The following is a 26,049-nucleotide window of genomic DNA, read 5'->3' as shown; positions in this document are numbered from 1 at the left end:
GCCCGATATGTAGGCGCGCGTTCCGGGGAATTTTGCGATGTCGGTTGCCGCCGAGGGCCACCATCTGATCGACGACGCGCTGGCGCGCCGCAACGCGATCGTGCTCGCGATCGGTCAGGCACTGGCGGGCGCCAACAACACCGTGCTGATTGCGACCGGTTCAATCGCGGGCGCCATGCTTGCGCCGGTCAAGACGCTGGCGACGCTGCCGATCTCGATCTATGTGATCGGCCTGTGGCTCGGCACGCTGCCGGTCGGCGCGCTCGCCCGCCGCTACGGCCGCCGCACCGCGTTTCAGATCGGCACGGTCTTCGGAGTTGCGACCGGGCTGACCTGCTGCGTCGCGGTTCTGTATGGTTCGTTCCCGCTGTTCAATCTCGGCGCCTTCTTCTGCGGGCTCTATGCGGCGGCACATCAGGCCTATCGCTTTGCCGCCGCCGATACGGCAAGCGATGCGTTCCGGCCGAAGGCCATTTCTTGGGTGCTGATCGGCGGCATTTTCGCAGCCATCATCGGGCCGCAGGTGGTGATTGCGACCAAGGACCTCCTGCCGCCCTATCTGTTTGCGGCAACGTATCTCGCACAGGCGGCGATTGCGGTGGTGGCCGGCCTGATGCTGGCATTGCTCAGAATCCCGATGCCGCCGGCGGTCACGAAGGCGAATGCAGGGCGTCCGCTTTCGGAGATCGCGCGGCAACCGAAATTCATCGTCGCCGTGGTCTGCGGCATCGCCAGCTATTCCATGATGAACATGGTGATGACCGCAGCCCCGCTCGCCATGATCGAGTGCAATCACAGCGTCGCCGATGCCGCGCTCGGCCTGCAATGGCATGTGCTGGGCATGTATGTGCCGAGCTTTTTCACCGGCTCGCTGATTGCCCGCTTCGGACCGGCGCGCGTGATCGCCGCAGGCTTCGTCATGCTGCTCGCGAGCGCGGGGGTCAGCATCGCCGGGATCACGCTCTGGCATTTCTGGGTCGGGCTGACGCTGCTCGGGGTCGGGTGGAATTTCGCCTTCATCGGAGCGACCACGCTGGTAACCGAGACGCATCGGCCGCAGGAGCGCAACCGCGTGCAGAGCTTCAACGATTTTCTGGTGTTCGGGTCGATGGCGATCGGCTCGTTCGGATCCGGCAAGGTGCTGGCGACCTATGGCTGGGCCGCGGTGAACGAGATCGTGTTTCCGGTCGTGCTGTCGGCGGCGATCCTGCTCGGCTGGCTGTCGCTGCAACAGCGCCGCAATCCGGCCGCCTGACAACGCTGCAATTTCCGCGGATTTGCGGGAGGCTTGGTCCGGGGGGCATGGTTCTTCCCCGCTGCCGGGTCAATGTCACAAAGACATGCCCATGCGCCGGTTCGCCCGCACCATCACCGTTCTTACCTCACCGCCCTGGGCGGCCAGTCGTTCGCCTGCAACCCGCGGCCGCATCTGACCGATCCAAGGTTGACCACCGGGACCACAAAGCAAATCCGGCTCACTCACCCTGATCCGGGCGGTGTAAACGGTATCCGGCCGGCCCCGCCACGGCAGACGCCGAACAGCCGGGGTGGCGGCTTCGGGCCCGGCCGTCGCGGCAAACGACCGAAAGGACCCCGGAAAACCCTCAAAAATCGTGGCGGGCCCTGCTGTTTGACCGGTTGCTTTGCAGATTCGTTTTTGGCAATGTCCGCGCGATTTTGAGGCCGGGCGGAGGCGATTCCGCGCGCCCGTTCTCAAGCAGCGAGCCGGCCTCGCCCGGCTCCTTCCACATCATCGGGGACTTCAATGACAGCTTTGTGGGTGATCATCGCCTGCGGTTTGCTTGCCGTGGTTTACGGCGCCTGGGCCACCATGTCGGTCATGAAAGCCGACGCCGGCTCGGCCAAGATGCAGGAGATCGCCGCCGCGGTCCGTGAGGGCGCGCAGGCCTATCTGAAACGCCAATACACCACCATCGGCATCGTCGGTGTCGTCATCTTCGTGATCGTCGGACTGTTGCTGGGCTGGCTGGTCGCCATCGGCTTTGCGGTCGGCGCGATCCTGTCGGGCGCCGCCGGCTTCATCGGCATGAACGTTTCGGTACGCGCCAACGTGCGCACTGCGCAGGCGGCGGTGAAGTCGCTCGCGGGCGGGCTCGAAATCGCATTCAAGGCCGGCGCCATTACCGGCATGCTGGTGGCGGGCCTCGCGCTTCTTGGCGTCGCGGTCTACTACATGATCCTGACCGTGCATCTCGGCCTTGCCCCGAACAGCCGCACCGTGGTGGACGCGCTGGTGGCGCTCGGCTTCGGTGCGTCTCTGATATCGATCTTCGCCCGACTCGGAGGCGGCATCTTCACCAAGGGCGCGGATGTCGGCGGCGACCTGGTCGGCAAGGTCGAGGCCGGAATCCCGGAGGACGATCCGCGCAATCCGGCGACCATTGCGGACAATGTGGGCGACAATGTCGGCGACTGCGCCGGCATGGCGGCCGACCTGTTCGAGACCTACGCGGTGACCGCGGTCGCGACCATGGTGCTTGCCGCGATCTTCTTTGCCGGCCAGCCGGCCCTGTCCAGCCTGATGATCTATCCGCTCGCGATCGGCGCGGTCTGCATCATCACCTCGATCGCCGGCACCTTCTTCGTGAAGCTCGGCGCCAACCAGTCGATCATGGGCGCGCTTTACAAGGGCCTGATCGCAACCGGCGTGCTGTCGCTCGTGGGCATCGCGATCGTCACGCACCTGATGATCGGGTTCAACGTCGTTTACAAGACGGGCGGGGGCGTGACTTTCACCGGCATGACGCTGTTCATGTGCGGCATCGTCGGTCTTGCGGTCACCGGCCTGATCATCTGGATCACCGAATACTACACCGGCACCAACTTCCGTCCGGTGAAGTCGATCGCCGAAGCCTCGGTGACCGGCCACGGCACCAACGTGATCCAGGGTCTTGCCATCTCGATGGAAGCGACCGCGCTTCCCGCGATCGTCATCATCGCCGGCATCCTGATCACCTATGGGCTTGCAGGCCTGTTCGGGATCGCGATCGCGACCACCACCATGCTGGCTCTTGCCGGCATGATCGTCGCGCTCGATGCCTTCGGGCCGGTCACCGACAATGCCGGCGGCATTGCGGAAATGGCCGGCCTGCCGAAGGAGGTCCGCAAGTCGACCGACGCGCTCGACGCGGTCGGCAACACCACCAAGGCGGTCACCAAGGGTTACGCGATCGGCTCGGCCGGTCTCGGCGCCCTGGTGCTGTTCGCGGCCTATAACGAGGACCTGAAATACTTCATTGCCTCGAAGACTCCGTATTTCGTCGGGGTCAATCCGGACTTCTCGCTGAACAATCCGTATGTCGTGGTCGGCCTGCTGTTCGGGGGGCTGCTGCCGTATCTGTTCGGCGCGATGGGCATGACCGCGGTCGGCCGCGCGGCCTCTTCCATCGTGGAAGAGGTGCGCCGGCAGTTCCGCGAGAACCCGGGTATCATGAAGGGCACCAGCAAGCCCGATTACGGCCGTGCCGTCGACCTGCTGACGAAGGCTGCGATCAAGGAGATGATCATCCCGTCGCTGCTGCCGGTGCTGTCGCCGATCTTCGTCTATTTCGCGATCTACTTCATCGCGGGCGGCGGAGCCGCCGGCAAGTCGGCCGGCTTCTCGGCGGTCGGCGCCATGCTGCTCGGCGTGATCGTGACCGGACTGTTCGTCGCGATCTCGATGACCTCTGGCGGCGGTGCCTGGGACAACGCCAAGAAGTACATCGAGGACGGTCATTTCGGCGGCAAGGGTTCGGAAGCCCACAAGGCCGCGGTGACCGGCGACACGGTCGGCGATCCGTACAAGGATACGGCCGGCCCGGCGGTCAACCCGATGATCAAGATCACGAACATCGTGGCGCTGCTGCTGCTCGCAATCCTTGCGCATTGAAGCTGAAGTCAGAGCCAGGACCGACGGGAGCCCCGCCATCGCGCGGGGCTCTCTCTTTTTGTGAACGCATTTTTGTCCGGGAACGCGGTTCGCCTCCGACGCGGCGGCCGTCTGAGTATCCGGATCGCTTGATGTGCGCGCGCTGGCTGCGCCTCAGTTTTCCATGCCGACGATCTTGAAGATGTAGGTCAGGTACGACATCTCGTTGCCGCCGGTCGGCGTGGTGCGGCTGACGAAATCGAACACCTTGCCGTCCTTGATGCCGTAATCGGCAAGCCGTGCCACACGGCGTTCCTTGTCGAAATAGACCGCGATCACGCGCTGATCGACCACCTTCTGCGGCATGAACGCCGCGGCCTTCTCGGCGCGCTGCGAAATATAATAGAAGACCTCGCCGCTGACGGTGGCGACGGTCGAGGGCGTGCCGAGCACGATCAGCACCTGCTCCTGGCTCGACCCCAGCGGAATCTGCTCCAGCGCTCCATCCGGCACCACATAGCCGCGCTGGAACGTCTGTTCGGTCACCACACAGCCGGACACCGCAAGCGCGCAGGCCAGCGCAAAGGCGACCGCGCCGCCACGCCGGCGAGCGGGAGAAGAGCCCAAAATGCGGCTTTCGGACGTCATGCCGGTCGATCAGCCCCCGATTGCCTTGCCATTGCAACCCATTGCACCATGGGCGCTCTGGCGATACCTGCCGGCCGGCCCTAAAACAGGACCGATGCTAAACATGTTCCGCCGGACTCCCCAAGCCTCCACCATCGAGGCCCTCTATGGCGCCATCGTGGCGCAGGCGCGCGCGCCTGTCTTCTACCGCGATTACGGGGTCGCGGATACGGTTAACGGCCGGCTGGATCTCCTGATGCTGCATCTGGCGCTGGTCTTCGAGCGGCTTGCGCGCGCCGACGAGCCCTCCCGGGCCGCGGGGCAGGCAGCCTTCGATCGATTCTGCCGCGACGTGGACGACCATCTGCGGGAGCAGGGGGTCAGCGATCTCAAGGTTCCCAAGGACATGCGGCGCCTTGGCGAAGCTTTTTTTGGACGGTACCGAGCCTATATTTCCGCCCTGAAGGCCTCGGACCGCGAGGCGTTGCGGGGAGCGCTCCGCCGCAATGTATTCGCGGATCAGGACCGGGAGGCGATCGATTCGCTCGCGGATTATGTCGAGGCGGCAGCGCAGGCACTGGAGCGCCAGCCCGCCACGGCGGTTGCAGGCGGCCGGCTTGACTGGCCGGATCCTGCCGGACTGCGTTGAGGAAGACGATGACCGATCGCGATCAGTCCTGGAGCCGGCGCATCGCGCTTGCAGAGGTGCCTGAACAGGGACTTCACGTCGTCATCGAGGCCGATGCGGGAGTGCGCGCTGCGCTGATGCGGACCGCGAATCTGCGCGATCTGCCGCGGCTGGAAGCAAGCTTCGATTTGCGCCGTCGCGGAGTGAACGGGCTTCAGGTAACCGGCGAAGTTGTTGCGACTGTCGGTCAGAATTGCGTAGTAACCCTCGAACCGGTCGAGCAGAATCTGCATGAGGCGATCGATGTGACATTCGCTCCGGGGCCAGCCGAAACGCTCGGGAACGAAGAAGGGGCGGCCTCGTTCGGGATGACCGATGCCGAACCGCCTGAACCCCTGCCCGACGGCATTGTGGACCTTGGAGCAATTGCCACCGAATATTTCCTGCTCGGCATCGACCCCTATCCGCGCAAGGCGGGCGCTGTCTTCGAGTCCGGCGCACCTCACGAGCCTGCGGACAGCCCTTTCTCCGCGCTTGAGGCGCTGCGAGACCCGGCAAAAAAGCCCCCGTCCGGAAGGAAATAGGCCGGGTGGTTGTATCCGCCGCGCCAATGGCTATGGTCCGCGCCTGTTCTTGCCGCCTTCCTGTGTTCCCGGGGCTCCGCTAAGGTCGGCTCATGCCAGCAAAGGTCCGCATCGCGCTCGATGCCATGGGGGGCGACCATGGCCCCGCTGTGGTTATTCCCGGCGCCGCGCTCGCGCAGGGGCGTCATCCCGATACTGAGTTCCTGTTTTTCGGCATGGCGAACGAGATCGAGGCGGTGCTGTCGGCACATCCGCGCCTGAAGGCAGTATCGCGCGTGATCCATACCGATGTTGCGGTGAAGATGGAGGACAAGCCCAGCCAGGCCCTGCGGCAGGGCCGCTGGAAGTCATCGATGTGGCTTGCCATCGACGCGGTCAAGAAGGGCGAGGCCGATGTCGCGGTGTCGGCCGGCAATACCGGCGCGCTGATGGCGATGGCGAAAATCCATCTGCGGACCATGGCCGGAATCGAACGCCCGGCGATCGCCGCGATCTGGCCCACGCTCCGCGGCGAATCGGTGGTGCTCGATCTCGGGGCCAATATCGGTGCGGACACCCAGCAGCTGATCGACATGGCGGTGATGGGCAGCGCGATGGCTCGCATTCTGCTCGATATCGACCGGCCGACCGTCGGTCTCTTGAATATCGGCGTCGAGGAAGTGAAGGGACTGGATGAAGTGCGCGAAGCCGGGCAGCTCTTGCGGGAGCGAAACCTCCCACACATCAACTATTCCGGATTCGTCGAGGGCGACGATATCGGCAAGGGCACCGTCGACGTGGTGGTGACCGAAGGCTTTGCAGGTAATATCGCACTCAAGGCGGCGGAGGGAACGGCGCGACAGATCGCCGGTTATCTGAAGGCCGCAATGAAGGAGACGCTCTGGACGAGGATCGGCTACCTGTTCGCGCGCGGCGCGTTCCGCAAGCTGGCTGCCAAGATCGATCCGGCCAGGGCCAATGGCGGCGTGTTCGTGGGATTGAACGGGATCGTAATCAAGAGCCATGGCGGCGCCGATGCGGGCGGGTTTTCCGCGGCGGTCGATATCGGCTACGAGATGGTGCGCAACGACCTGAAGGCGAAGATTGAGCAGGCGCTGGTTCCGGAAGCGCGGGTGGCGGCTGAAGCGCCGGTGGCCGGAGCCGCATCGTGACATTGCGCTCCGTGATCGTGGGGGCCGGCAGCTATCTGCCGGAACGCACCCTCACCAATGCCGAACTCGCCACCATGGTCGACACCACCGACGACTGGATCGTCCAGCGGACCGGCATCCGCGAAAGGCATATCGCGGCGGATGGCGAACTCACGTCCGACCTCGGCATCAAGGCGGCGCGGGCCGCGCTCGCGGACGCGGGCCTGGCGCCGCACGACATCGACCTGATCGTCTGCGCGACCTCGACCCCGGACAACACGTTCCCCGCCACCGCCGTTTCCATTCAGTCCGGACTTGGCATCACCGCGGGCTTTGCCTTCGACCTGCAGGCGGTATGCTCCGGCTTCGTCTACGGTCTCGGCACCGTCGATGGCCTGCTGCGAACCGGGCTGGCGAAGCGTGCGCTGCTGATCGGCGCCGAGACTTTCTCCCGCATCCTGGACTGGACCGATCGCACCACCTGCGTGCTGTTCGGCGACGGGGCGGGGGCCGTGGTGATCGAGGCGCAGGAACAGCCCGGCGCAATGACGGACCGCGGCATTCTCACCACGCATCTGCGGTCGGATGGCCGCCACAAGATGAAGCTCTATGTCGATGGCGGCCCGTCCTCGACGCAGACGGTCGGACATCTGCGAATGGAGGGCAAGGAGGTGTTCAAGCACGCGGTCTCTATGATCACCGATGTGATCAAGGATGCGTTCAGGGCCACCGGCTATACCGCGCGGGACCTCGACTGGTTCGTCCCGCATCAGGCCAATCGACGCATTATCGACGGTTCGGTCATCAAGCTCGGGCTCGACCCGGCCAAGGTCATCATCACCGTCGACAAGCATGGCAACACCTCGGCGGCCTCGATTCCTCTCGCATTGTGCGCGGGCATCGCCGACGGCCGGATCAAAAAGGGCGACCTGGTGATGTTCGAGGCGATGGGCGGCGGCTTTACCTGGGGCGCATCTCTGGTGCGGATGTAATTTCGTACCGGCCGGAGGCACTGCGCCACAACACCGGTTTCCGCAAGTGGCTGCCGGGTCACTTAATGACGCAGTTGAACGGCTTTCTTCGGTTGACCATGGAAAAGTAAGTCCATATCGTCTTGTAAAATAACAAGGATCGCCGGGTAGGGGCTACGGGCGATGGCGGCGAAAACGGTAACACGCGCGGACCTGTGCGAGGCGGTCTACCAGAAGGTAGGACTGTCGCGGACGGAGTCTGCCACGCTGGTCGAGCAGGTGCTCAAGGAGATTACCGATTGCCTGGAGCGCGGCGAGACCGTGAAGCTGTCGTCCTTCGGTTCTTTCGTCGTGCGAAAGAAGGGCCAGCGGGTCGGCCGCAATCCGAAGACCGGGAAGGAAGTGCCGATTTCGCCGCGTCGCGTGATGGTCTTCAAGCCATCGGCCATCCTCAAGCAGAAGATCAACGGTGACGCCGGTCCGGACGTCGCCGACGACACCGACATGCATTGATCGGGTCACTCCGAAAGGGCGGACCGGTTCCGAACATTTTTTCGCATCGCACAGCAATCGGGGGAATTCGTTGGACAAGGCGCCCGACGCATTTCGAACCATCAGTGAAGTTGCCGACGATCTGAGCGTGCCGCAGCATGTGCTGCGCTTTTGGGAGACGCGCTTCAGCCAGATCAAGCCGATGAAGCGCGCAGGCGGCCGCCGCTACTACCGGCCGGATGATGTCGACCTGCTGCGCGGCATTCATCATCTGCTGTATGGCGAGGGCTATACGATCCGCGGCGTGCAGCGAATCCTGCGCGACCAGGGACTGAAATTCGTTCAGGGTGTCTGGCAACCGGGCGCCGAGCAGCCCTCGCATGGTCCGGTCGAGGACGAGGACGGCGTCCATCCCGAGGAGATGATCGAGGAAATGCCGGCGGCAGCCGAACCTCGTCCGCAGGCTACGCCGGCGGCGATTCGCGCTCAGATGTCGCGCGAGGATCTGCGCCGGCTTCAGGCCGCCTTGTTCGAACTGAGTGAGTGCCGCCGCCTGCTCGATTACGCGATGCAGGGGCGGGTCGAGTAGCCCCTCGCGAGATGCAAGGCGCGGCCAGTCCGCACGGCACCATCGTTGGAATGCCCTACGGCGGACAGGCCCGGAGCTTGACCGCGCCTGACCATCAGTCGCACCGGACCGCGATCCGGTTCACGTATTGGTGACACGTTTTTCACTGCGGGACGCGAACGGAGACAGCGTTACGACGCCTTCGCGTCTCTCGGCTTTTGCGGCTCGCGGTAATAATAATTCGCGTCGCGTCCCTTCACGAGGCGACGGATGGCCCGCCGCATTCCCTCGTTGCGGCGAAGCGGCTCAACCGCGGCGGATGCCGCGCGGAACACCGCAACCTTCGCGGTGTCCAGCGCGGGATTCATGCCCGGCGGGTTTTGCGGCATGCCGACGCTGCGCAGCATCGAATTGACCGCGAAGATGTCGTTGCGGCGCCGGACCTCGTCGGATTTCCAGGTCAGCGACAGCGATATCGAATAGCGGTCGGCGGTGCGCACCCAGTGCGGCCATTGATAGGGCACGAATACCCCGTCGCCGGGCTGCAGCCTGTAGGTGGTGCATTTGGCGTCGAATTTCGCCTCATAGGGCAGATTGCGATGCCGGATCGCGCTCGATTCGAGGGCCTCTTCGGAGGCGATCGAACGGTCGCGATTGTCATAGACGTGGAAGAACTTGTCGCCGTGAACCTGAAAGAAGAAGTTTTCATCGGCATCGGCATGGAACGGCGTCGTCGAGTTGGCCGACGAGACGAAGATGAAGCCCCGGATATCCTCGAATCCGGCCGCCTTGAGGCTGTGATGGCCGCGCATGCGCGCCACTTCCATCAAGGCGTCCTCGATCAGCACCCGATAGGCCTCGTCCTGCTCGACCGATTTCAGCACCATCCAGGCGCCTGCGGACTCGATGTTGTGTACGATGGCCTCAGGCTCAAGGTCGAGAGTCGGCGTGGTCTCGGGGCGCTGGCTGATGGCAGCCTTGCCGGAATTGTATTCGATCCGGTCGCGCGGCAATTCGCGCACCAGTTCGGCGAGCTTGGGCAGCGTCAGCAGCGGGTTGCCGGCAAAGCGGTGCCGCAGCCCAAACGGCATGTGCGGAAACGCGTGCGTGAGCGCGGCGGTGTCGGTCGGCTCGAAAAACTTCATGGCAGTCTCTCCCTGATACGCCGGAGGGTCTTTACGAAATTGATGGCGCGATAACGGGCGGACAGCAGCGCCTGGATCACCGTGGCGGCCGGATCGCGCGGCGACAATGCGATCAAGACATCGGCGATCGTGATGCGTTCGCGCCAGACATGGTCGATCATCGGGTGTTCGCCGTCGGCCGACGAATCCGCGAATGCGACCGCCGGATCGGCACACAGATGCCTGGTGAGATCGAGGGTGAGTTGCACGCCCGGCGAGGTACGCGCTTCGTTTTCATCCATTGCGATCTTGAAGAAAAATGCGCGTCCGCGGTCGCGCAGGATCAGGCCTGCTGCGAGGGTTTCGCCGTTGCGGCACAGACTGACCACCTCGAATTGTCCGCGGGCGGCCAGTGCCGGTGCTGCCTGCCGGATGAAAGCGGCATCGCCCGGGTGCTGGATGAGCGCGGTTCCGCAATGGCCTTTCCAGCCCCGGGCTTCGAGCGCCAGGAAGGCCTCGAGCGCAGGACCGATCCGGTCGGGCGCAGACGCAGTCTCGAACATGACCGCACCGTTATCCTCCAGCCGGTTGCGCTGGCGGCGCAATTCCTTCAGCTTCTTGATACTGAGGGCCGCACGGAGCGTGGCTTCCGCGTCCGCTTGAGCATCAAGCCCGGCGCGGCGATAGCTGCGCATGACCCGTCCGCTCAGTCCGCGCTGCGCGAGTGCGGCCGCAATGGCGGCATAGGCGGGTCCGGACGTCGCGACCGATTGCAGAAGCAGGGCGCGCGCGCCGGCGGCTCTTGCGGCGTCGATCAGGGCACCCGCGGCATGTTCCGCATTGTCGCGATCGAGCAGCGGCACCGAGAATGGTGCGTAGGCGTTCCAGGAGACGAGCAGGGGGACGGGAAGGGACAAAGCCTGCCTCGCCCAGCGAACCGGCATCAATCCCGTCAGGCGCTCGGGCGTGCTGCGATCGCGCGCGATCAACGCAAGCGCTCCGCCGCGCCCCCGCGCATGCTCTGCGACCGCGAGCGCCCAGAGTGGCAGGTAGCAGGCATTCGGCTCGACAGCCTGCATTGCCAGCCTCTCCCAGGCCGGAACCGGCACCGAACCGAGTGGGGTCAGAACGCGGGTCGCAGATGCCGCGGGAGCCGATGCGGCAAGGCGAGGCCGCGCGTTCGCCCGTGCCGCCAGCGGAGGCGCGGATGTGGTGACCTGATCCACAGAGGCCGGAGCACGCATGAAACGCAACGCCATGGCTGAACGCGATGCCCCGGAGATAGGCCGGAAGCGTGACCGATGGCTTTATCCAGACGCGTGCCGGCGGGCTTTAGTGGGGCACGGTTAACGAAGCCGTGCCGCACTCTTCGAAAGTGCGCCCGCGGGTGTGGCCTTCCGGCCGCAAACCTTTTGCTAACGCCAATTACGGCCGAAATTCCTCGCATTCACCGCAAATTTGCCCGGACCCGGCGGGAATGAACCGCCCGTCGCCTCCGCGCGACCAAAGGCCAACGGGCTTTTGGAAAGGGAAATGCCGCCATGCCGCTCACCACGTTCCAGGTTTCGCAACTGAAGAAGCTCATGACCGGCGAACTGCCGCTCAAGGTCTTCTGCGATACCATCGAGGGCGAGAAGCTGTGCTGGAGCGGGCTGGTCGGCATTCGCGCCGATGCGCTGCGTTCGACCGTGGCCCTGACCGAACGCGGCCGGGCCGTGATCGCCAACCTCGACTGACCCGCCGGGACGGGCTGAACCGCTCAGGCGAATTCCTGCTGATGAACCCAGGCCGCCTGTCGTGGCGGCTGCTTGGTGCGATCCCATTCATCGAGCATCGCAGGCGCGATCTTTTTCAGTTCGTCGAGCTGGCCCGGCTTCGCGGTCATGTAGGTGACCTCGACCCGGTTGCCGCTCGGATCGAAGAAATAGATCGACTGGAAGACGGCGTGGTCGGTCGGGCCGACGACCGTGCATCCGAGCGCCTCGGCATTTGCCTTGGCTTCCAGCATGGACTCGCGATCCTTCACTCGGAACGCGATGTGCTGCACCCAGTCCGGCGTATTCGGATCGCGGCCCATCGGCGGTGATTTCGGCAGTTCGAAAAAGGCGAGGACGTTGCCGTTCCCGGCATCCAGAAACACATGCATGTAGGGGTCGGGCGCCTTGGTCGAGGGCGCGCGGTCTTCGGCCATCGCCATCAGGAAATCCATGCCGAGCACCGTCTGGTAGAAGGCGACGGTCTCCTTGGCATTCCTGCAGCGATAGGCGACGTGATGAATCTGTTCGACCTTCATGGCGGACTCCTCGGCGTGTGAACGCATTCGAGCGTCGCTTGCGCGCGAGGGCGTTGATCCAGGTCAAAAGGCGGAAGCTGGTAAGATCATGCGCCGGTGCGATCAGAGACCATCACCTGACCGCAGTTTTGACCTCGATCCCTCACGACCGGACCACACTTCGATGGTTCCTCTGGGGCGAAGTTCCCCAGACCGTCAATCCTCAGGAAGAGGAGTCCGGAATGAAACGCCTGCTGATCCTGACTGCGACAATCCTCGTTTGCGCGAGCCTTTTTGCATCGGCGTCGATCGCTCGGACGATTCAATGCGCAGCCGAAGTGCCCGCCGCACCGAAGGGGCATTGGTATTATCGCCTCATCGAGGGGCGCAAATGCTGGTATCAAGGCAAGCCCATGATGCCGAAATCCGCGTTGCAATGGCCGAAGTCAAATGTTGCCGAAGCGGAAGCGACACAACCGGTCGATGAAGTGGAGGCCAAGCAGGCCACCACAGACGGCCGGGGCGGCGGCGGACAGCCCGCACCGGAGCCTGCTGCCGCGCATACACGCAAGCCGGAGGTCTGGCCGACCCCGGTCGTGGATGACGGCTCTTTCGAATCCCGATGGCGTGGCTTGCAGTCGGGGAGCTGATTTCCGCTCAGCCGGCGCAGGACGATGCAGGCACGATGATGCGGCGGTAGAGATGCCAGCTCGCATGGCCGAGCACCGGCAGCACCACGATCAGCCCCAGGAAGAGCGGCAGCGCAGACACCACGAGCAGCACCACGATCAGCCCCGCCCAAGCGATCAGCGGCCAGGGGCTTCGCACCACCGCCCGCACGCTTGTGATCATCGCGGTGACGCAATCGACGTCGCGGTCGAGCAGCAGCGGGAACGAGACCACCGTCAGCGAGAACAGCACCAGCGCAAGGATTGCGCCGACCGCGTTGCCGACCAGGAGGAAAATCAGGCCCTCGTTGGTGCCGAGCACCACGGCGACGAACTGCGAGAGCGATGTGAAGGACGCGTTCAGGCCGAAAAACAGCGCCATCAGGAACCGCGCCTGGTACATCCACATGATGAAGACGAACAGCGTTACGAACGCCATCCAGCCGATTTCGCTGCGACTGGTCATTGCATGCCAGATGTCGCCAAACGAGGCCGCTTCGCCGGTCTCGCGCTTGCGGCTGATTTCGTAGAATCCGGTTGCGACAAACGGCCCAATCAGCGCGAAGCCGGCGGCGAGCGGATAGGCGAGGTAGCTCATGCCGAGCGTCGTGACGCTGAGCACGATCGCAACGCCTGCCACGCAATAGATCGCGCCGAGCGCGATCCCGTATAGGGGCTCTGCCTGAAAATCCCGCAGCCCAGCGATCAGGGCTTCGGCGACATCGCCAAAGGACACCGGCCGTACCACCGGGTCGGTCTTGCCGGAGATGGTCGTCATTCATCTTCCCCGTATTGACCGTAAGATGGCCGGGGCGCTGAATCGTTGATCCGTATCAAGGCAACGCGGCCTTGCATGCGGTCATCTGTTTGCGGAGGATTCAGCGATGCGGCGGGCCATGGTTCTCGCACTGGCTATGCTGGCGGCCGTTACGGCCGCGGCGCAACCCGTCGGCGATCCGGCGGCGGGGCGACGGCTCGCAGAGGCATGGTGCGCCGAGTGCCACGCTACCGGAATCAAGACGGTTCAGGGCATGAAGCGCGCGCCGGACTTCGTCGAGATTGCAGGGCGGCCGTCGACCACCGCGCTTTCGCTCAACGTGTTCCTGCGCTCCAGCCACGACAACATGCCGAACTTTATCCTGAAGCGCGGCGAGGCCGATGACATCGTGGCTTATATCCTGACGCTGAAGGAGCGGTGAGTACCAGCGCAGGCCGCAGGCGGGAGGCTTTTTCGCCGGGCTTCGTGAAGGATCGCTGGACGGAAAAATGGTCGGAGCGGCGGGATTCGAACCCACGACCCCTAGTCCCCCAGACTAGTGCGCTAACCGGGCTGCGCCACGCTCCGACGCGGTTTGTCTAGGGATTCCCGGCTTTTCGCGCAAGGCTCAAATTGCCGAACGGGAAGCCGCGCCTCCAGCGCCACCCTAGGCCGGAAGCTCCAGGATCGTGTTGGCGCTTGCCTGGGTATCATAAATCGCGACCTGGACCTGGGCGAACTTCTTCTTGATGATCAGGCCCTGGGCCTGGGCCGCCTCGAACGTGGCATGGGTCGACTTGGTCTGCCGGTCGACCTGAAGGCGATATCGGCCGGCTTCCGGGCGTCGCTTTTGCGATTGCGGCTCGAACACCACGTCGGCCTGGTCAGCCTCCGCTGTGGCAGCGGCGGGTTCCTTGGATTTCAGTGAAAGCGGACTTTTGGCCATTCGGGCTCCCTTGATTGAACCGATGTGGAGATGGGGCAGCGTGTTGCCGATGGGCTTGATCCGTGTCCGCCTCAGGCCAGAGCGGTGCGGCCGGTATGGATGATGAAACGGACGCGGATCAGGTCTTCTTGCGCAGCGGGCCGCGCAGGGCGAGCGTCAGATAGCACAGCGCGCTTGCAACATAAACTGCGGTGAAGGCCTTGATGAACCCGGTCAGGTCGGCACCGGCGACGATGGCGATGCCCGCCACAAGCGTCGCGGCGAGGCTGACCAGCACGCTGACGCGCGCTATCACCCGGAAATATCCGGTATGGATCAGCAGGAAATTGGACACGGTCTGGATCAGGTTCGCGATCAGCAGGATGATCATCAGGTTCGAGATGGCCTGCGGCATCACCGCGGATTCGCCGAGCAGCAGGCGGAACATCGGCTCCGAGAAGAAGGCGAGGGCAATGCAGATGCCGATCCCGGGAAGGCTCGCGAGCGCGGCCGCCATCCCGGTAGAAAGCAGCAGGCTCTTGCGGTCGCCTTCGCTATAGGCGCGGGTCTGGCGCGGCAGCGCCACGTCGCTTGCGGCGGAATAGAGCACGGTCGCGCCGCGCACCACCTTGAACAGCGTGTCGAGAATGATGGTCGGCGCGCCGAGGCCATAGGCCATCGGCACGATCGCATAGGCGAAATTGTAGAGATAGAATTCGTTCACCGCGTAGGTGCCACCCGACACCACTTCCTTCCTGTTGTGGCGGAAGAACGATCGCAGATGCCCGGGAAAGCCTGCCACGGTCGCCTGCAGCGCGCCGTTGCGGGACAGCCGCGCGATCATGACCGCGAACAGTGCGGCCCAGATCAGGTTGGCGATGACAAGAAACGCCATCAGCGACAGGCCGGCGAGGGTCGCGAGCATGAAGCCGACATGCAGCGTGCGGCGCGTCACCTCCATCGACTCGAAGAAGATGAAATCGTCGACCGCGAGGCTGATGTTGCGCAGGGTGAACCATACCAGCGTGATCGCCGTGAACAGGAAGAACAGTGCCAGTTCGAGGCTCGCATAGGCGCCGGCGCCGAACATCAGCGCGCCCGCGAAGCAGCCGATCGTGCCCGCGATGCCGAGCAGGAAATACAGGATCACGATGGCGGTAGCATGCTGCACGATGGCGGCACCGGCCTCGGCACCCGCCAGCAGCCAGGTGCGCAGGCGCACGAAGATGATCTTGACCAGCCCGATGTCGCACAGCCACAGCGCGATGCCGAGCGTGCCGACCAGAATGAAGACCGAGAAGCGCTCGGGATCGAGGATCCGCGCGAACACGAAGGTCTGCACCAGACCGCCGATCAGTCCGCCGCCGGCCGTGGTGGCGCGCAGCAGCAGATAGGGGATCGACAGGAAACGGTTCCCGGCTTCGCTGCCGGCGCGGGAACCCGCCGGCGGCGACGGATCGGGCCGGCCGTTGATCACGGTATCGGACGTGGCAGCTGACATTTTCGATGGCCGATCCGGGGAGCGGCCATGCCGGAATTCGGATGACGCGCGTAAGACATCCTAAACGCCTCAGGTTTAAGGAACCCTCAAGCGTGGACGGTCACCCGGCCGCGATCAGTGCCCGCGCAAGGAGAGGCACCATGCTCGACAAGACCGCGGGCGATATCCTGAACGATCTCGGCGGCGACACGCTGGCCGAAGCGTTCCGCGAACTCGGCATCGGCAACGATCGCGACTGGGCCTGGGACAATTATGAGAATGTGGTGCGCGGCCTCGCCCGCATCCTTCATGCGCACCGGCTCCTCGAAATCGGTGGCGGGCGAGATCCGCTGTTCAAGGCCGATGAACTGAGCTCACTCGGCATCGAGATGACGATCAACGACATATCGCAGACCGAACTGGACGTTCTGCCGTCCGGCTATCACACGGCCTGCTTCGACGTGGCCGGCGATATCTCGGCGGTCGCTCATCTGCGTGGCCATTTCGATCTCGCCTTTTCGCGCATGGTGTTCGAGCATGTCGCGGACGGGCGGCGAGCATGGGCCAATCTGTATGAGATGCTGGCGCCGGGAGGCGTGGCGCTTGCTTTCATTCCGACGCTCTATGCGCTGCCTTTCGTGATCAACCGGCTGCTGCCGGATGACGTGGCGGCCCGGATCGTCAAGCTGATCTATCCGAACCGTACCGACGATGCCGATCCGGTATTTCCCGCGCGCTATAGCTGGACATACGCAAGCGAACGCAAGATGAAGCCGATGCTCGAAGGGATCGGCTTCCGCGAATCCGTGATTCTGCCATTTTACGGCCACGGCTATTTCGACCGGTTCCCGGTGGTGCGCGACGTTCACGCGCGCTTCACGGCGCTGGCGCGCCGGCATGACTGGCGTGCGGTCGCAAGCTACGCCTATATCGCTGCGCGGAAATGACCGTTCATGCGCGGCCTTGACCGCGCATCCGTCCGAAAAAATTCATCCTGGAACAGGCGCCGCCTTCGCGCGCCGCCTGTGATTCATCGTTGCGATCGAAAAGCCCCAGACCAGCCCAAGCAGCAGATAATAGTGCCGCCAGTGGTCGGTATCGATCACCAGCCCCTCGAGCGAGACACCGGTATAGGTCGCCATCACCGCGATGAAGTAAGGCTGCCAGGGCGTCGTCACGAACACCGTGCGAAAGCCGATCGCGAGCGTGATGATGACGAGGGCGAGATAGGACACGCCGCCAAGCCAGCCATACGACGCAAAGGCGTTGAGATAGACCTGGTGCGGATCGTTGGTATATCGCTCGCGGAATTGCAAGGGCCCGAAGCCGTTGGGACGCTCCAGCAGTTCGCCCACGCTTTTGCGCTGATTGCCGAAGCGCCCGCTTTCGCCGGTGTCGTAATATTGATTGAGCGAGGCGCGCTCCTTGAACACCGTTCCGACATTGCCGACGGCGAGAAGGCCGATCAGCAGGCCTGCTACCGCGAGGCTGGTCATCACCGAGAATGCGACGAGGCGCGCGCGAAACCAGCCGCTCGGGGTGGTCACGAACAGCAACGCCATCATCATCGCCGCCGAGAACACGAAATGCGCCCAGGCCGCGCGCGAGAAACTGAGGAAAAGTCCCGCCGCCATGATCAAGAAAGCGGCCAGCGCAAGGATGCGGATGCCGCGGGAAAGGAAGGATTGCAGCAGGAACAGCATCGGCAGGATCAGGAAGGGCCCGTAGACATTCGGGTCCTTGAAGGTACCGCGGGCGCGCCCATAGAGCGTCAGAATGTCGATGGCCTGGAAATAGCCGACGATGCCGGCCAGCGCCGCGCAGACCCCGGCCAGAATATAGGCGCGCCGCATGATTTCAGCCCGCCGCGCGCTGTCGCTCGAAAATATCATTGCGAAGATGATGGCGGTGAATGCCATGTAGAACGAGATCAGGATGAAGCGCCGTGACGGCTCGTCGCCGATCACCGGAATGAGCGAAAAGGCGCCGCCGAGATTGTACATCAGCAGAAGGAATATGAGCGGCAGCAACTTGCGGTCGAGCGTGACCCCTGCAAGCAGGCAGGTGAAGGCCAGCAGCGCGGTCAGCACCTCGTAGGGCGAAGGCTCGATGAAGACCAGGAAGCTGCCGAAAATCGTCAGAAACAGCACGCCGTGCAGCAGCGTGATGGCGATCGCCGGCACGCGGCGTGATGCCCGAGGCGATGCGGCACGCGCGGCGTGCGTGCGTGGGGCTGCTGCAGTGCCGGCCTGGTCGAGCGTGATCAATACGCGTTCTCGGTCTTCAGCAGCGCGATCGGCGTCATCGCCACGATGTAGAGGTCGAACAGCACCGACCAGTTCTCGATATAGTAGAGGTCGTATTCGACGCGCTTCTGGATCTTTTCCTGGGTATCGGTCTCACCGCGCCAGCCGTTGATCTGCGCCCAGCCGGTAACGCCCGGCTTGACGCGATGGCGCGCGAAATAGCCGTCAACCGCCTCGTCATAGAGGCGGGCCTCGGCCTTGGCGTTGACCGCATGAGGGCGGGGGCCGACCAGCGAGAGGTTGCCCCTGAACACCACGTTGAACAATTGCGGCAGTTCGTCGAGGCTCGCCTTGCGGATGAAGCGCCCGACGCGGGTGACGCGGGGGTCGTTGCGGGTCACGAGCTTGCTGGCCGTGGCATCGCATTGTTCGACATGCATCGAACGGAACTTGTAGACCTCGATCAGGTCGTTGTTGAAGCCGTAGCGCTTCTGCTTGAACAGCACCGGACCGCGGCTGTCGAGCTTGATGGCAATCGCGATCAGCGCCATCAGCGGCAGTGTCGCGAGCAGGATCAGGCCGCCGACGATCTTGTCGAACAGCCATTTCATTACGACGTCCCAGTCGGCGATCGGACGATCGAAGACATCGAGGACCGGCACGGCGCCGATATAGGAATACGAGCGCGGTCGGAATCGCAGCTTGTTGGAATGCGCCGAGAGGCGGATGTCGACCGGCAATACCCAGAGCTTCTTGAGCATCGCCAGGATGCGATTTTCCGCGCTGATCGGCAGCGAGAAGATCACGAGATCGACGCGGGTTCGGCGGGCGAATTCGACGAAATCGTCGACCGTACCGAGCTTGGTGAAACCCGCGCAATGGGCAGGAGAGCGTTCGTCGTTGCGGTCGTCGAAAACGCCGACGACCCGGACATCGCTGTCTTCCTGACCTTTGAGAGCCTGGACCAGCGCTTCGCCCGGCGACCCGCCGCCGACGATGATGGTGCGGCGCGTAAGGCGGCCATCGCGCATCCAGCGGCGCACCAGCACGTACAGCATCGCGCGCGAGCCGAGCAGGGCCAGCAGGCCGGCTGCCCAAAAACCGACGAGCCAGACCCGTGAGAAGGCGAGGTCAAGCTTGAAGAAGAACGAGACCGCGATCGCGAGCAGGAACACCAGCGACCATGCCGACATCATGCGCGCAATCTGACTGCGCGGACGGCGGAACGCGTGGACGTGGTAGATGTCGACGGCCTGAAACGCCACCACGGACAGCACCGAGATGCCGGCGATGGCGAAGATGTAGGGCCAGCGGAAACCTTCCGTCGGAAACACATAGGCGTAGTAGACGAGGGTTCCGACAAAAGCGATGAGCGCACTTTCGACGGCGCGCACGAAACCGGCCACCACGATCGGCGAATAGGCCGATCGGGTGGCGACCGCGGCCGCGGCGAGCGCTGCCGGTGACAATTGGCGCCGCGTGCGCGCCATGCGCTCCGCTCCACTGGTCACAGTGGAGGCAGCCACAGACGCGCCCAGCATCTTGCGAGCGTCGAGATCGAACATAACGCCGTCCCTCGGTCCGTCGCGCTTCAGCGCCGCGCGCGGACCTTGTTTTGATGGGACAGGTCTTATCGGAAAAGATTCAACAAAAGCTTATGCGCATTTTAGCTTTTGCGTGCCGCGAGCGCGACACGATAGGCCTCCAATCCGCCCTCGACCATGTCGTCGAGGGAGAAGGTGGTCCGGATGCGCTCGCGCAGCAAGCCGGCGGTCGCCGCTATCCTTTCCGGATCGTTAACGGCGTGGTGCAGCGCGCGTTCGAATGCATCGCAGTCATCGGGGCGGACCAGACGGTCGGCGAGCGGGCCGAACATGTCGGGAATGCCCCCGACCCTCGTTGCGATCAGCGGTTTGCCGGCGGCGGCAGCCTCCATCACGATATAGGGAAAGGATTCGGCGCGCGACGGCACGGCCATGATGCGGCCGAGCGCGAACGCCTGGCGGGCCGGCATCGGAGGCAGGAAGCGGACGGCGCCGGCCAGGCCCGCTTGCTCGGCCTGCCGTCCCAGATCGTCGCGCGCGGTGCCGGCTCCGACGATGGTTGCGGTGAGCGAAAGTCCGCGTTCCCGCAATTTGGTCATCGCTCCGAGCAGGATGTCGACACCCTTGAGCGTGCGCAATTCGCCGATATAGAGCAGGTCGGTTGCATCCGGATACGGCGCGACCGCTGCGAATTCTTCGGCGCCGACTCCATTTGGAACGATTCGCGCGGTTGCCGAGGGTTCGCCGACCTTGGCACGGTAAAGCCGCTCGATAAATGCGCTCTCGAACAGGAAAAGATCGGTTCGGCGGTTCAGCAGTTTTTCCAGCGTCAGATAGAAGCGCCCCATCGCGGTGCCGGGTTCAAACAGCAGGCTGCCGCCATGAGGGGTGAAAACGCGAAGCGGTCCGCCCGCTGCAACCGCAAGCCTGGTATAGGCGGCACCCTTGGCGCCGTGGCCGTGCACGATATCGGGAGCGGCCTGCGCCACAGCGCGTGCGACATGCCGTGTTGCGGCGAGATCACCGATTCCGATATGGCGGGCCATGGGGATTCGCGACAGGCCGAGCGGCAAGTGCTCCGAAAGCCCGTCCAGTACCTTTTCCGCATGCTCGCCGCCGGTCAGGCTGTCGCATACCAGCCCCACGTCGTGACCGCGTGCGGATTGTCCGCGCACCACGTCAGCGACATGACGAAACAGCCCGCCGACAGGCGAGCGCAGCACGTGAACAATGCGCAATGGTCTTGCTGGTCCGCTCATCGCCTGAACACGCCACAGATTTGTTAAGACGCATTAACCTCCGCTAGAGCAAGATTCTTCGCTCACGCCAACAAGCTTGCGCTTATTCGCCGCATCGTTGCGAGGATTAACGTGACAATAACCATAATGAGCGGAAATGGCTCTGTTCGTTGTGGCGGAGTCGGTGATGCAAGCGGTCGAGACGCATGATGCTGGTGTTTCCAGCCCGGAGACGGAAAACGAACTCGATCTGCGAGCGCTTGGCGTCGCGCTGTGGCGCAAGAAGTGGCTGATCCTGATCCCCACGCTCCTCGTGGCGGTTGCCACCCTGATGGCGGTCAACGCGATTACGCCGAAATACAGATCCGAAGCCAAACTGATTGTCGAGGGGCGCGAGAATGTGTTTCTGCGCCCGGAGGCGGAGAAATCGATCGACCGCGCCGCAGCCGATCAGGAGGCGATCGCTACGCAGGTGCAGGTGATCCAGTCGCGCGACATCGCGCGCCAGGTAATCCGTGAATTGAAGCTGGGCGAACGTCCCGAATTCGATCCGGCGCTCAGCGGCGGATCGCGGCTTGGTGCCTTCCTGTCGGCGATCGGATTCGGCCGCGATCAACTGAAGATGACCCAGGAAGAGCGGGTCATGGAAGTGTATTTCGAGCGGTTGACCGTATCGGCGGTCGAACGCTCGCGTGTCATCACGGTCGAATTCCTGAGCGAAGATCCCGAGCTTGCCGCCAAGGTCGTCAACGCCATCGTCGACGCCTATATGAAGACGCAGCAGCAGGCCAAGGTCGATCAGACGCGCAGCGCCAGCGCCTACCTCGCCAACGAGATCAATCTCTTGCGAAAGACCGTGCGCGAGGCCGATGCCAAGGTCGAGGATTTCCGCGCCAAGTCCAATCTCTATCTCGGCACCAACGATCGCAGTCTCAACACGCAGGAACTCGGTGAGCTGACCACGCAGCTCGCCAACGCACGTTCGCAGAGGGCCGATCTCGACGCGCGGTCGAAGGCGATCCGCGATATGCTGAAGAGCGGCAAGCAGGTTGAATCCGCCGACATCGTCAACTCCGATCTGCTGAAGCGGCTGGTGGAGCAACGCGTGCTCCTGCGTGCACAACTCGCGGAACAGGCATCGACGCTGCTCGAACGCCATCCGCGCATCCAGGAGCTGAACGCGCAGATCAACGCACTTGACGCGCAGATGCGCGGCGAGTTGGAACGGCTTGTCACTTCGATCGAAAACGATGCGCGAATTGCGTCTGGCCGCATCGAGCAGACCAATGATGCGATCGACCGGATCAAGAAGCAGATCAGCGGCTCCTCGCCGCAGGACGTGCAGTTGCGCGCGCTCGAGCGCGAGGCAAAGTCGCAGCGGGACCTGCTGGAATCCTATCTGGGCCGTTATCGCGAGGCCGCGGCCCGCGAGAATATCGATGCGGCACCGGCGGAAGTGCGGGTGATTTCCCGCGCTACCGTCTCCAACGTGCCGGCCTATCCGAAAAAGTTGCCGATCCTGCTGGTGACCACGCTTGCGACCCTGTTTCTGGCCGCCGCCTTCGTGCTCTCGGCTGAGATCATGCGCCAGGGCGTACCCACCCGGTTGCGACCGGCGCCGGCGGCTCCGGCCGAACCGGTGTCACCCGAAAATCCGGTGCCGGCGCCGTCGAAGACGAGGCGCTCGCTGTTCGCAATGTTCAGGGGCAAGAGGGGGCAGGAGGCTCCGGCTGCGCCTTCCGAGCCGAGCTTCGAATCCGCGGCCGAGCCCGCAATCACGGCAGAAGCCATTGCCGCAGACAGGGATGGATCGGAAAGTCCCGAGCCGGCAATGGCGGCCGATCCGGTCGCGAATCCCATCGAGACACTGGCCGAAACGCTGGCGTCGATTGGCGAATCCGGACGGCGGATCGCGGTGATCGGTGCCGCGCGCAATTCCGGAACGACCTATACGGCGCTGGCGCTGGCGCGCGACCTTGCCGCGCGAGGCAGAAAGGTGGTGCTGGCGGATCTCGCGCTGAATGCGCCCAATCTGTCGATCATGGCGGTCGACCCGACCGCTCCGGGCTTTGCCGAACTCGCGCGCGGTACCGCGTCCTTTGCCGATATCGTCACGCGCGACAAATTCTCCCGCGTTCACATCGTTCCGGCCGGGCGAGTCCGGGGCGACGCGCAGGCCATTCTGGCATCGCCGCGCCTGGCGGTGACACTGGAAGCGCTGGCGCGCGCCTATGACCACCTTGTCATCGACGCCGGTGCGATGACCGAGTGCCCGATGACGCTGTTCGCGCGGATCGCGCCGCGCGCGGTTCTGGTGGCTGCGGATCCGGCCGCGCCGTCGACCGAAACCGTCCGCCGGCTGCTGGTGACCGCGGGATTCGTCGATGTGATGGCGGTGCGAGGCGGCGCGGAGCCGGATGCCGCTGCCTCGGTTGCGGCATAGCCACGACGCGCGGGCCGTCAGGGCTTCGCCGATCGACGGTTCGAGAACAGTCGCTTGCGTGCGCTGCTGTAGGCGTCCCACAATTTCGGATTGCTTTTGACCGCTCCCTTGAGCGACTGCACCGCCCGGCTGGCGAGCGAAAGCACCCGTCCGCGCATGGTCAGTCCGATGAAGCTGTCGAACGGCCGCTCGGCAATGTCGCACAGCGTGGATTTGTATTCGGCGGCACCGATGCCGAGATTGAGCGTCTCAAAACCGCGCCGCGCACAGTCGTCGATCAGCTTCAGAAGCAGCGTGATCCCGGGACTCATGCGGGCATGTTCGCCGAGGGTGTAGGAGTTGAACATGGTGGAGAAACAGTGACGATCGTGGATTCCGGCAAACAATGCGAGTATTTCGGTCTCGCATTCGAGTGAATGAATTTCGATCAGCGGTTCGCCCCTGGTGAGACCCTCGCGGCTGGCCGCACGAAGAAATGTCTCCATGCCGGGCTCGTCGAATGCATTGCCGATGCCGCGCGCGGCCAGTCGGGCCGCCTTCTGCTTGAGGAATTCGGAGATGCAGCGCTCGACCTGTTCGGAGGACGTCGCGCGCACGTAGCGATATCCGGGCAGGGCGGAGAGATGGCGCTCCTTGCGTCTGAGCTTGCGCCGCGAATCTGCATTGAAGCGCCGCGCGAGGATGTCGTCGCCGCTGCCATGCAGGGTCACGCTGTAGCTCTGGTCCGGCGCGTCCTGGTGAGGCAGCAGCAGCAGCGGATTCGGCAAGCCCAGCAATGCCCTTGGCTGATTGTGGAGGGCCAGCGCATCGATACCGCCCGCCATGCGCCGCAGGATCGCCTCCAGCTCTGGAAGCGACATGGCTTGCGCCACGTCCCTGCGCCACAGGACGGAACCGGAATTGGCGTGACGGCCGAGAAAGAAACTCGCCACCCTGCAGCCGCCGACCGTCCGGCGGACCAAAGGCCAGAGGAAAAGCGGGTCGCCCACCGCGTTCCGGCCGATCACCACGAAGGGCTCGAAGCCGGCCGGCCGGCCGACATGACGGAACCACAGGGCGCACAGGTCGAAATCCTGATAGGCGGTCCCGAATCCGTCCTGCGCCAGCAGGCTCCGCCAGGCAGGCTCCGCCGCTTCCATCGTCAGCGCGACTTCGACGGCGCCCAGTTTCCCGTCCGTCGCGACCGGCGCCGGCAGGGGGGACGCATGTTCGGTCCTCGCCAGGGCGAAATTCATGCAGGCGCTCCTTGAAAATCGCACCGTGGCAAAGGATTCTCAACAAAGCGTTGGCAGGATCGCGCCTCTTTCAGTGAAAGGCGGCAGTTCGCAGTGAGTGGGCTCAAGAAAACCATCATCCGCGCCGGGCTCGAGACGCTGTATTTCAGCGGCGCCCATGTCGCGCTGCGGCCCTTTTTCCAGGGGGTGGGGGCCATCCTGACCCTTCACCATGTGCGGCCGTCCAGGGCCGGCAGCTATCAGCCCAACCGCCTGCTCGAGGTCTCGCCCGGTTTTTTTGCCGCCGTGGTGCGGCGGCTGAAGCGGTCCGGGCTGGATATCGTGTCGCTCGACGAAATGTACCGCCGGCTGACCCAGCGCGACTTCAAGCGGCGCTTTGTCTGTCTCACCTTCGACGACGGCTATCGCGATAATCTGCAATGGGCCTATCCGATCCTGAAGAAGCACGACGTCCCGTTCGCGCTGTACGTGCCCACGAGCTTCCCGGACCGCATCGGCGAAATCTGGTGGGTGGCGCTTGAGCGGGTCATCGCCAACCACGATCGCATCGGACTCTATATCGACGGCCGGGAACGGCGCTTCGATTGCACGCGCGCCGACGAGAAGAGAAATATCTACGAGCAGCTCTATTGGTGGCTGCGCAGCCTGGAAACCGAGGACGAATTGCGGGCGGTGATCCGGGATCTCGCGGCCCGCTACGGAATCGACATGAAGGCGCTGTGCGACGAGTTATGCATGAGCTGGGAGGATATCGCCGAGCTTTCCCGCGACCCGCTCGTCACCATCGGTGCGCATACCGTCAATCATTTCATGCTGAAAAAGACCAGCGACCGCGTGGCCCGCGCGGAGATGGAGATGAGCCGCGCCGTGATTGCGTCCGCGATCGGGGTGCGGCCCGAGCATTTCGCCTATCCGGTCGGCGACCCGAGCTCCGCCGGTCCGCGTGAATTTGAGATTGCGTCCGATCTTGGATTCAAGACCGCCGTCACCACCCGGCCGGGCGTGCTGTTCCGCGAGCACCGCAATCACCTGACGGCGCTGCCGCGCATTTCGCTCAACGGGGAATACCAGCAATTGCGTTACCTGCGCGTGCTCATGTCGGGTACCGCCACCGCGATGTGGAACGGTTTCCGCCGCCCCAAGGCGGCAGCCTAATTCGCCCGGCGCGCCACCGGTTTATCTCGCGCCCGCCCCGGAACGCCCACCAGGCGGCAACGTTGGCCCTTCACGGATGGCAAGCCAGGCC

25 protein-coding genes and 1 tRNA gene are annotated in these 26,049 nt (G+C 64.0%); 14 read left to right on the top strand and 12 right to left on the bottom strand.

Annotated features, from left to right (window positions below):
• Window positions 1–37 precede the first annotated feature (37 nt).
• Window positions 38–1,255, top strand: a complete 1,218-nt coding sequence (locus AB7F49_RS15005; protein WP_428523661.1) for an MFS transporter — start codon at window positions 38–40, stop codon at window positions 1,253–1,255.
• A 510-nt stretch (window positions 1,256–1,765) separates the two neighbouring features.
• Window positions 1,766–3,892: a sodium-translocating pyrophosphatase gene (locus AB7F49_RS15000; protein ID WP_428523659.1), complete on the top strand. Its 2,127-nt coding sequence runs from the start codon at window positions 1,766–1,768 to the stop codon at window positions 3,890–3,892.
• A gap of 153 nt (window positions 3,893–4,045) precedes the next feature.
• Here the strand turns inward: AB7F49_RS15000 and AB7F49_RS14995 are convergent, their stop codons facing one another.
• Entirely contained in the window at window positions 4,046–4,519 is a 474-nt protein-coding gene (locus tag AB7F49_RS14995) for an outer membrane protein assembly factor BamE (protein ID WP_428523657.1), read from the bottom strand.
• Between the two features lie 103 nt (window positions 4,520–4,622).
• Between AB7F49_RS14995 and AB7F49_RS14990 the strand changes: the two genes are divergently transcribed.
• From AB7F49_RS14990 to AB7F49_RS14965, 6 genes are all read left to right on the top strand, one after another.
• Entirely contained in the window at window positions 4,623–5,147 is a 525-nt protein-coding gene (locus AB7F49_RS14990; RefSeq protein WP_428523655.1) for a ubiquinol-cytochrome C chaperone family protein, read from the top strand.
• Between the two features lie 8 nt (window positions 5,148–5,155).
• Window positions 5,156–5,710: a YceD family protein gene (locus tag AB7F49_RS14985; RefSeq protein ID WP_428523653.1), complete on the top strand. Its 555-nt coding sequence runs from the start codon at window positions 5,156–5,158 to the stop codon at window positions 5,708–5,710.
• 92 nt (window positions 5,711–5,802) lie between these two features.
• Window positions 5,803–6,861 carry a phosphate acyltransferase PlsX gene (plsX, locus tag AB7F49_RS14980; protein ID WP_428523651.1) on the top strand — a complete coding sequence of 353 codons (1,059 nt, stop codon included), beginning with the start codon at window positions 5,803–5,805 and terminating at the stop codon, window positions 6,859–6,861.
• Window positions 6,855–7,832 carry a beta-ketoacyl-ACP synthase III gene (locus AB7F49_RS14975; RefSeq protein WP_428523704.1) on the top strand — a complete coding sequence of 326 codons (978 nt, stop codon included), beginning with the start codon at window positions 6,855–6,857 and terminating at the stop codon, window positions 7,830–7,832. The genes plsX and AB7F49_RS14975 overlap by 7 nt, the downstream gene beginning before the upstream one ends.
• A gap of 162 nt (window positions 7,833–7,994) precedes the next feature.
• Window positions 7,995–8,324: an integration host factor subunit alpha gene (locus AB7F49_RS14970; protein WP_428523649.1), complete on the top strand. Its 330-nt coding sequence runs from the start codon at window positions 7,995–7,997 to the stop codon at window positions 8,322–8,324.
• Window positions 8,325–8,394: 70 nt separating this feature from the next.
• Entirely contained in the window at window positions 8,395–8,892 is a 498-nt protein-coding gene (locus AB7F49_RS14965) for a MerR family transcriptional regulator (protein ID WP_428523647.1), read from the top strand.
• Window positions 8,893–9,062: 170 nt separating this feature from the next.
• On the opposite strand, the gene AB7F49_RS14960 is transcribed toward AB7F49_RS14965, so the two are convergent.
• On the bottom strand, window positions 9,063–10,016 hold the full coding sequence (locus AB7F49_RS14960) for a cupin-like domain-containing protein (RefSeq protein ID WP_428523645.1): 954 nt from the start codon (window positions 10,014–10,016) through the stop codon (window positions 9,063–9,065).
• Window positions 10,013–11,074 (bottom strand): GNAT family N-acetyltransferase, encoded by a 1,062-nt coding sequence (locus AB7F49_RS14955; protein ID WP_428523643.1) that lies wholly within the window; start codon window positions 11,072–11,074, stop codon window positions 10,013–10,015. The genes AB7F49_RS14960 and AB7F49_RS14955 overlap by 4 nt, the downstream gene beginning before the upstream one ends.
• Window positions 11,075–11,536: 462 nt before the next feature.
• Here AB7F49_RS14955 and AB7F49_RS14950 point away from each other — a divergent pair, with 462 nt between their 5' ends.
• Window positions 11,537–11,731 carry a hypothetical protein gene (locus AB7F49_RS14950; RefSeq protein ID WP_428523641.1) on the top strand — a complete coding sequence of 65 codons (195 nt, stop codon included), beginning with the start codon at window positions 11,537–11,539 and terminating at the stop codon, window positions 11,729–11,731.
• Between the two features lie 23 nt (window positions 11,732–11,754).
• Here AB7F49_RS14950 and AB7F49_RS14945 read toward each other — a convergent pair whose 3' ends face one another.
• The gene (locus AB7F49_RS14945; protein WP_428523639.1) at window positions 11,755–12,288 is read right to left on the bottom strand and encodes a VOC family protein; all 534 of its coding nucleotides are present in this window, start codon (window positions 12,286–12,288) and stop codon (window positions 11,755–11,757) included.
• Between the two features lie 221 nt (window positions 12,289–12,509).
• On the opposite strand from AB7F49_RS14945, the gene AB7F49_RS14940 reads away from it, so the two are divergent.
• Window positions 12,510–12,917: a hypothetical protein gene (locus AB7F49_RS14940; RefSeq protein WP_428523637.1), complete on the top strand. Its 408-nt coding sequence runs from the start codon at window positions 12,510–12,512 to the stop codon at window positions 12,915–12,917.
• Between the two features lie 7 nt (window positions 12,918–12,924).
• On the opposite strand, the gene AB7F49_RS14935 is transcribed toward AB7F49_RS14940, so the two are convergent.
• Window positions 12,925–13,713 carry a DUF2189 domain-containing protein gene (locus AB7F49_RS14935; protein ID WP_428523635.1) on the bottom strand — a complete coding sequence of 263 codons (789 nt, stop codon included), beginning with the start codon at window positions 13,711–13,713 and terminating at the stop codon, window positions 12,925–12,927.
• 106 nt (window positions 13,714–13,819) lie between these two features.
• Between AB7F49_RS14935 and AB7F49_RS14930 the strand changes: the two genes are divergently transcribed.
• Window positions 13,820–14,134 (top strand): c-type cytochrome, encoded by a 315-nt coding sequence (locus AB7F49_RS14930; RefSeq protein ID WP_428523633.1) that lies wholly within the window; start codon window positions 13,820–13,822, stop codon window positions 14,132–14,134.
• Window positions 14,135–14,202: 68 nt separating this feature from the next.
• Here AB7F49_RS14930 and AB7F49_RS14925 read toward each other — a convergent pair.
• From AB7F49_RS14925 to AB7F49_RS14915, 3 genes are all read right to left on the bottom strand, one after another.
• A tRNA-Pro gene (locus AB7F49_RS14925) sits at window positions 14,203–14,280 on the bottom strand.
• Window positions 14,281–14,359: 79 nt separating this feature from the next.
• Window positions 14,360–14,638, bottom strand: a complete 279-nt coding sequence (locus AB7F49_RS14920) for a hypothetical protein (protein ID WP_428523631.1) — start codon at window positions 14,636–14,638, stop codon at window positions 14,360–14,362.
• A 118-nt stretch (window positions 14,639–14,756) separates the two neighbouring features.
• The gene (locus AB7F49_RS14915; RefSeq protein ID WP_428523629.1) at window positions 14,757–16,118 is read right to left on the bottom strand and encodes a hypothetical protein; all 1,362 of its coding nucleotides are present in this window, start codon (window positions 16,116–16,118) and stop codon (window positions 14,757–14,759) included.
• Between the two features lie 140 nt (window positions 16,119–16,258).
• On the opposite strand from AB7F49_RS14915, the gene AB7F49_RS14910 reads away from it, so the two are divergent.
• A complete protein-coding gene (locus tag AB7F49_RS14910) occupies window positions 16,259–17,044 on the top strand; it encodes a methyltransferase domain-containing protein (RefSeq protein ID WP_428523627.1) in 786 nt (261 codons plus the stop codon).
• A 42-nt stretch (window positions 17,045–17,086) separates the two neighbouring features.
• On the opposite strand, the gene AB7F49_RS14905 is transcribed toward AB7F49_RS14910, so the two are convergent.
• The 3 genes from AB7F49_RS14905 to AB7F49_RS14895 all read right to left on the bottom strand — a co-directional run bounded on the left by AB7F49_RS14905 (window position 17,087) and on the right by AB7F49_RS14895 (window position 21,125).
• On the bottom strand, window positions 17,087–18,364 hold the full coding sequence (locus AB7F49_RS14905) for an O-antigen ligase family protein (RefSeq protein ID WP_428523625.1): 1,278 nt from the start codon (window positions 18,362–18,364) through the stop codon (window positions 17,087–17,089).
• Complete coding sequence (locus AB7F49_RS14900; RefSeq protein ID WP_428523623.1) at window positions 18,361–19,908, bottom strand: undecaprenyl-phosphate glucose phosphotransferase; 1,548 nt, start codon at window positions 19,906–19,908, stop codon at window positions 18,361–18,363. The genes AB7F49_RS14905 and AB7F49_RS14900 overlap by 4 nt, the downstream gene beginning before the upstream one ends.
• A 101-nt stretch (window positions 19,909–20,009) precedes the next feature.
• On the bottom strand, window positions 20,010–21,125 hold the full coding sequence (locus AB7F49_RS14895) for a glycosyltransferase family 4 protein (RefSeq protein WP_428523621.1): 1,116 nt from the start codon (window positions 21,123–21,125) through the stop codon (window positions 20,010–20,012).
• 157 nt (window positions 21,126–21,282) lie between these two features.
• On the opposite strand from AB7F49_RS14895, the gene AB7F49_RS14890 reads away from it, so the two are divergent.
• Complete coding sequence (locus AB7F49_RS14890) at window positions 21,283–23,568, top strand: GumC family protein (protein ID WP_428523619.1); 2,286 nt, start codon at window positions 21,283–21,285, stop codon at window positions 23,566–23,568.
• Between the two features lie 17 nt (window positions 23,569–23,585).
• On the opposite strand, the gene AB7F49_RS14885 is transcribed toward AB7F49_RS14890, so the two are convergent.
• On the bottom strand, window positions 23,586–24,803 hold the full coding sequence (locus AB7F49_RS14885) for a GNAT family N-acetyltransferase (protein ID WP_428523617.1): 1,218 nt from the start codon (window positions 24,801–24,803) through the stop codon (window positions 23,586–23,588).
• Window positions 24,804–24,896: 93 nt separating this feature from the next.
• Between AB7F49_RS14885 and AB7F49_RS14880 the strand changes: the two genes are divergently transcribed.
• Window positions 24,897–25,958 carry a polysaccharide deacetylase family protein gene (locus AB7F49_RS14880; protein WP_428523615.1) on the top strand — a complete coding sequence of 354 codons (1,062 nt, stop codon included), beginning with the start codon at window positions 24,897–24,899 and terminating at the stop codon, window positions 25,956–25,958.
• The last annotated feature ends 91 nt before the right edge of the window (window positions 25,959–26,049 follow it).

Origin of the sequence: Pseudorhodoplanes sp. (assembly GCF_050250235.1) — a bacterium.
Lineage (GTDB): Bacteria > Pseudomonadota > Alphaproteobacteria > Rhizobiales > Xanthobacteraceae > Pseudorhodoplanes.
Note: the sequence above shows the minus strand (reverse complement) of the source record. Positions and strands in the feature narration are given on the sequence as shown.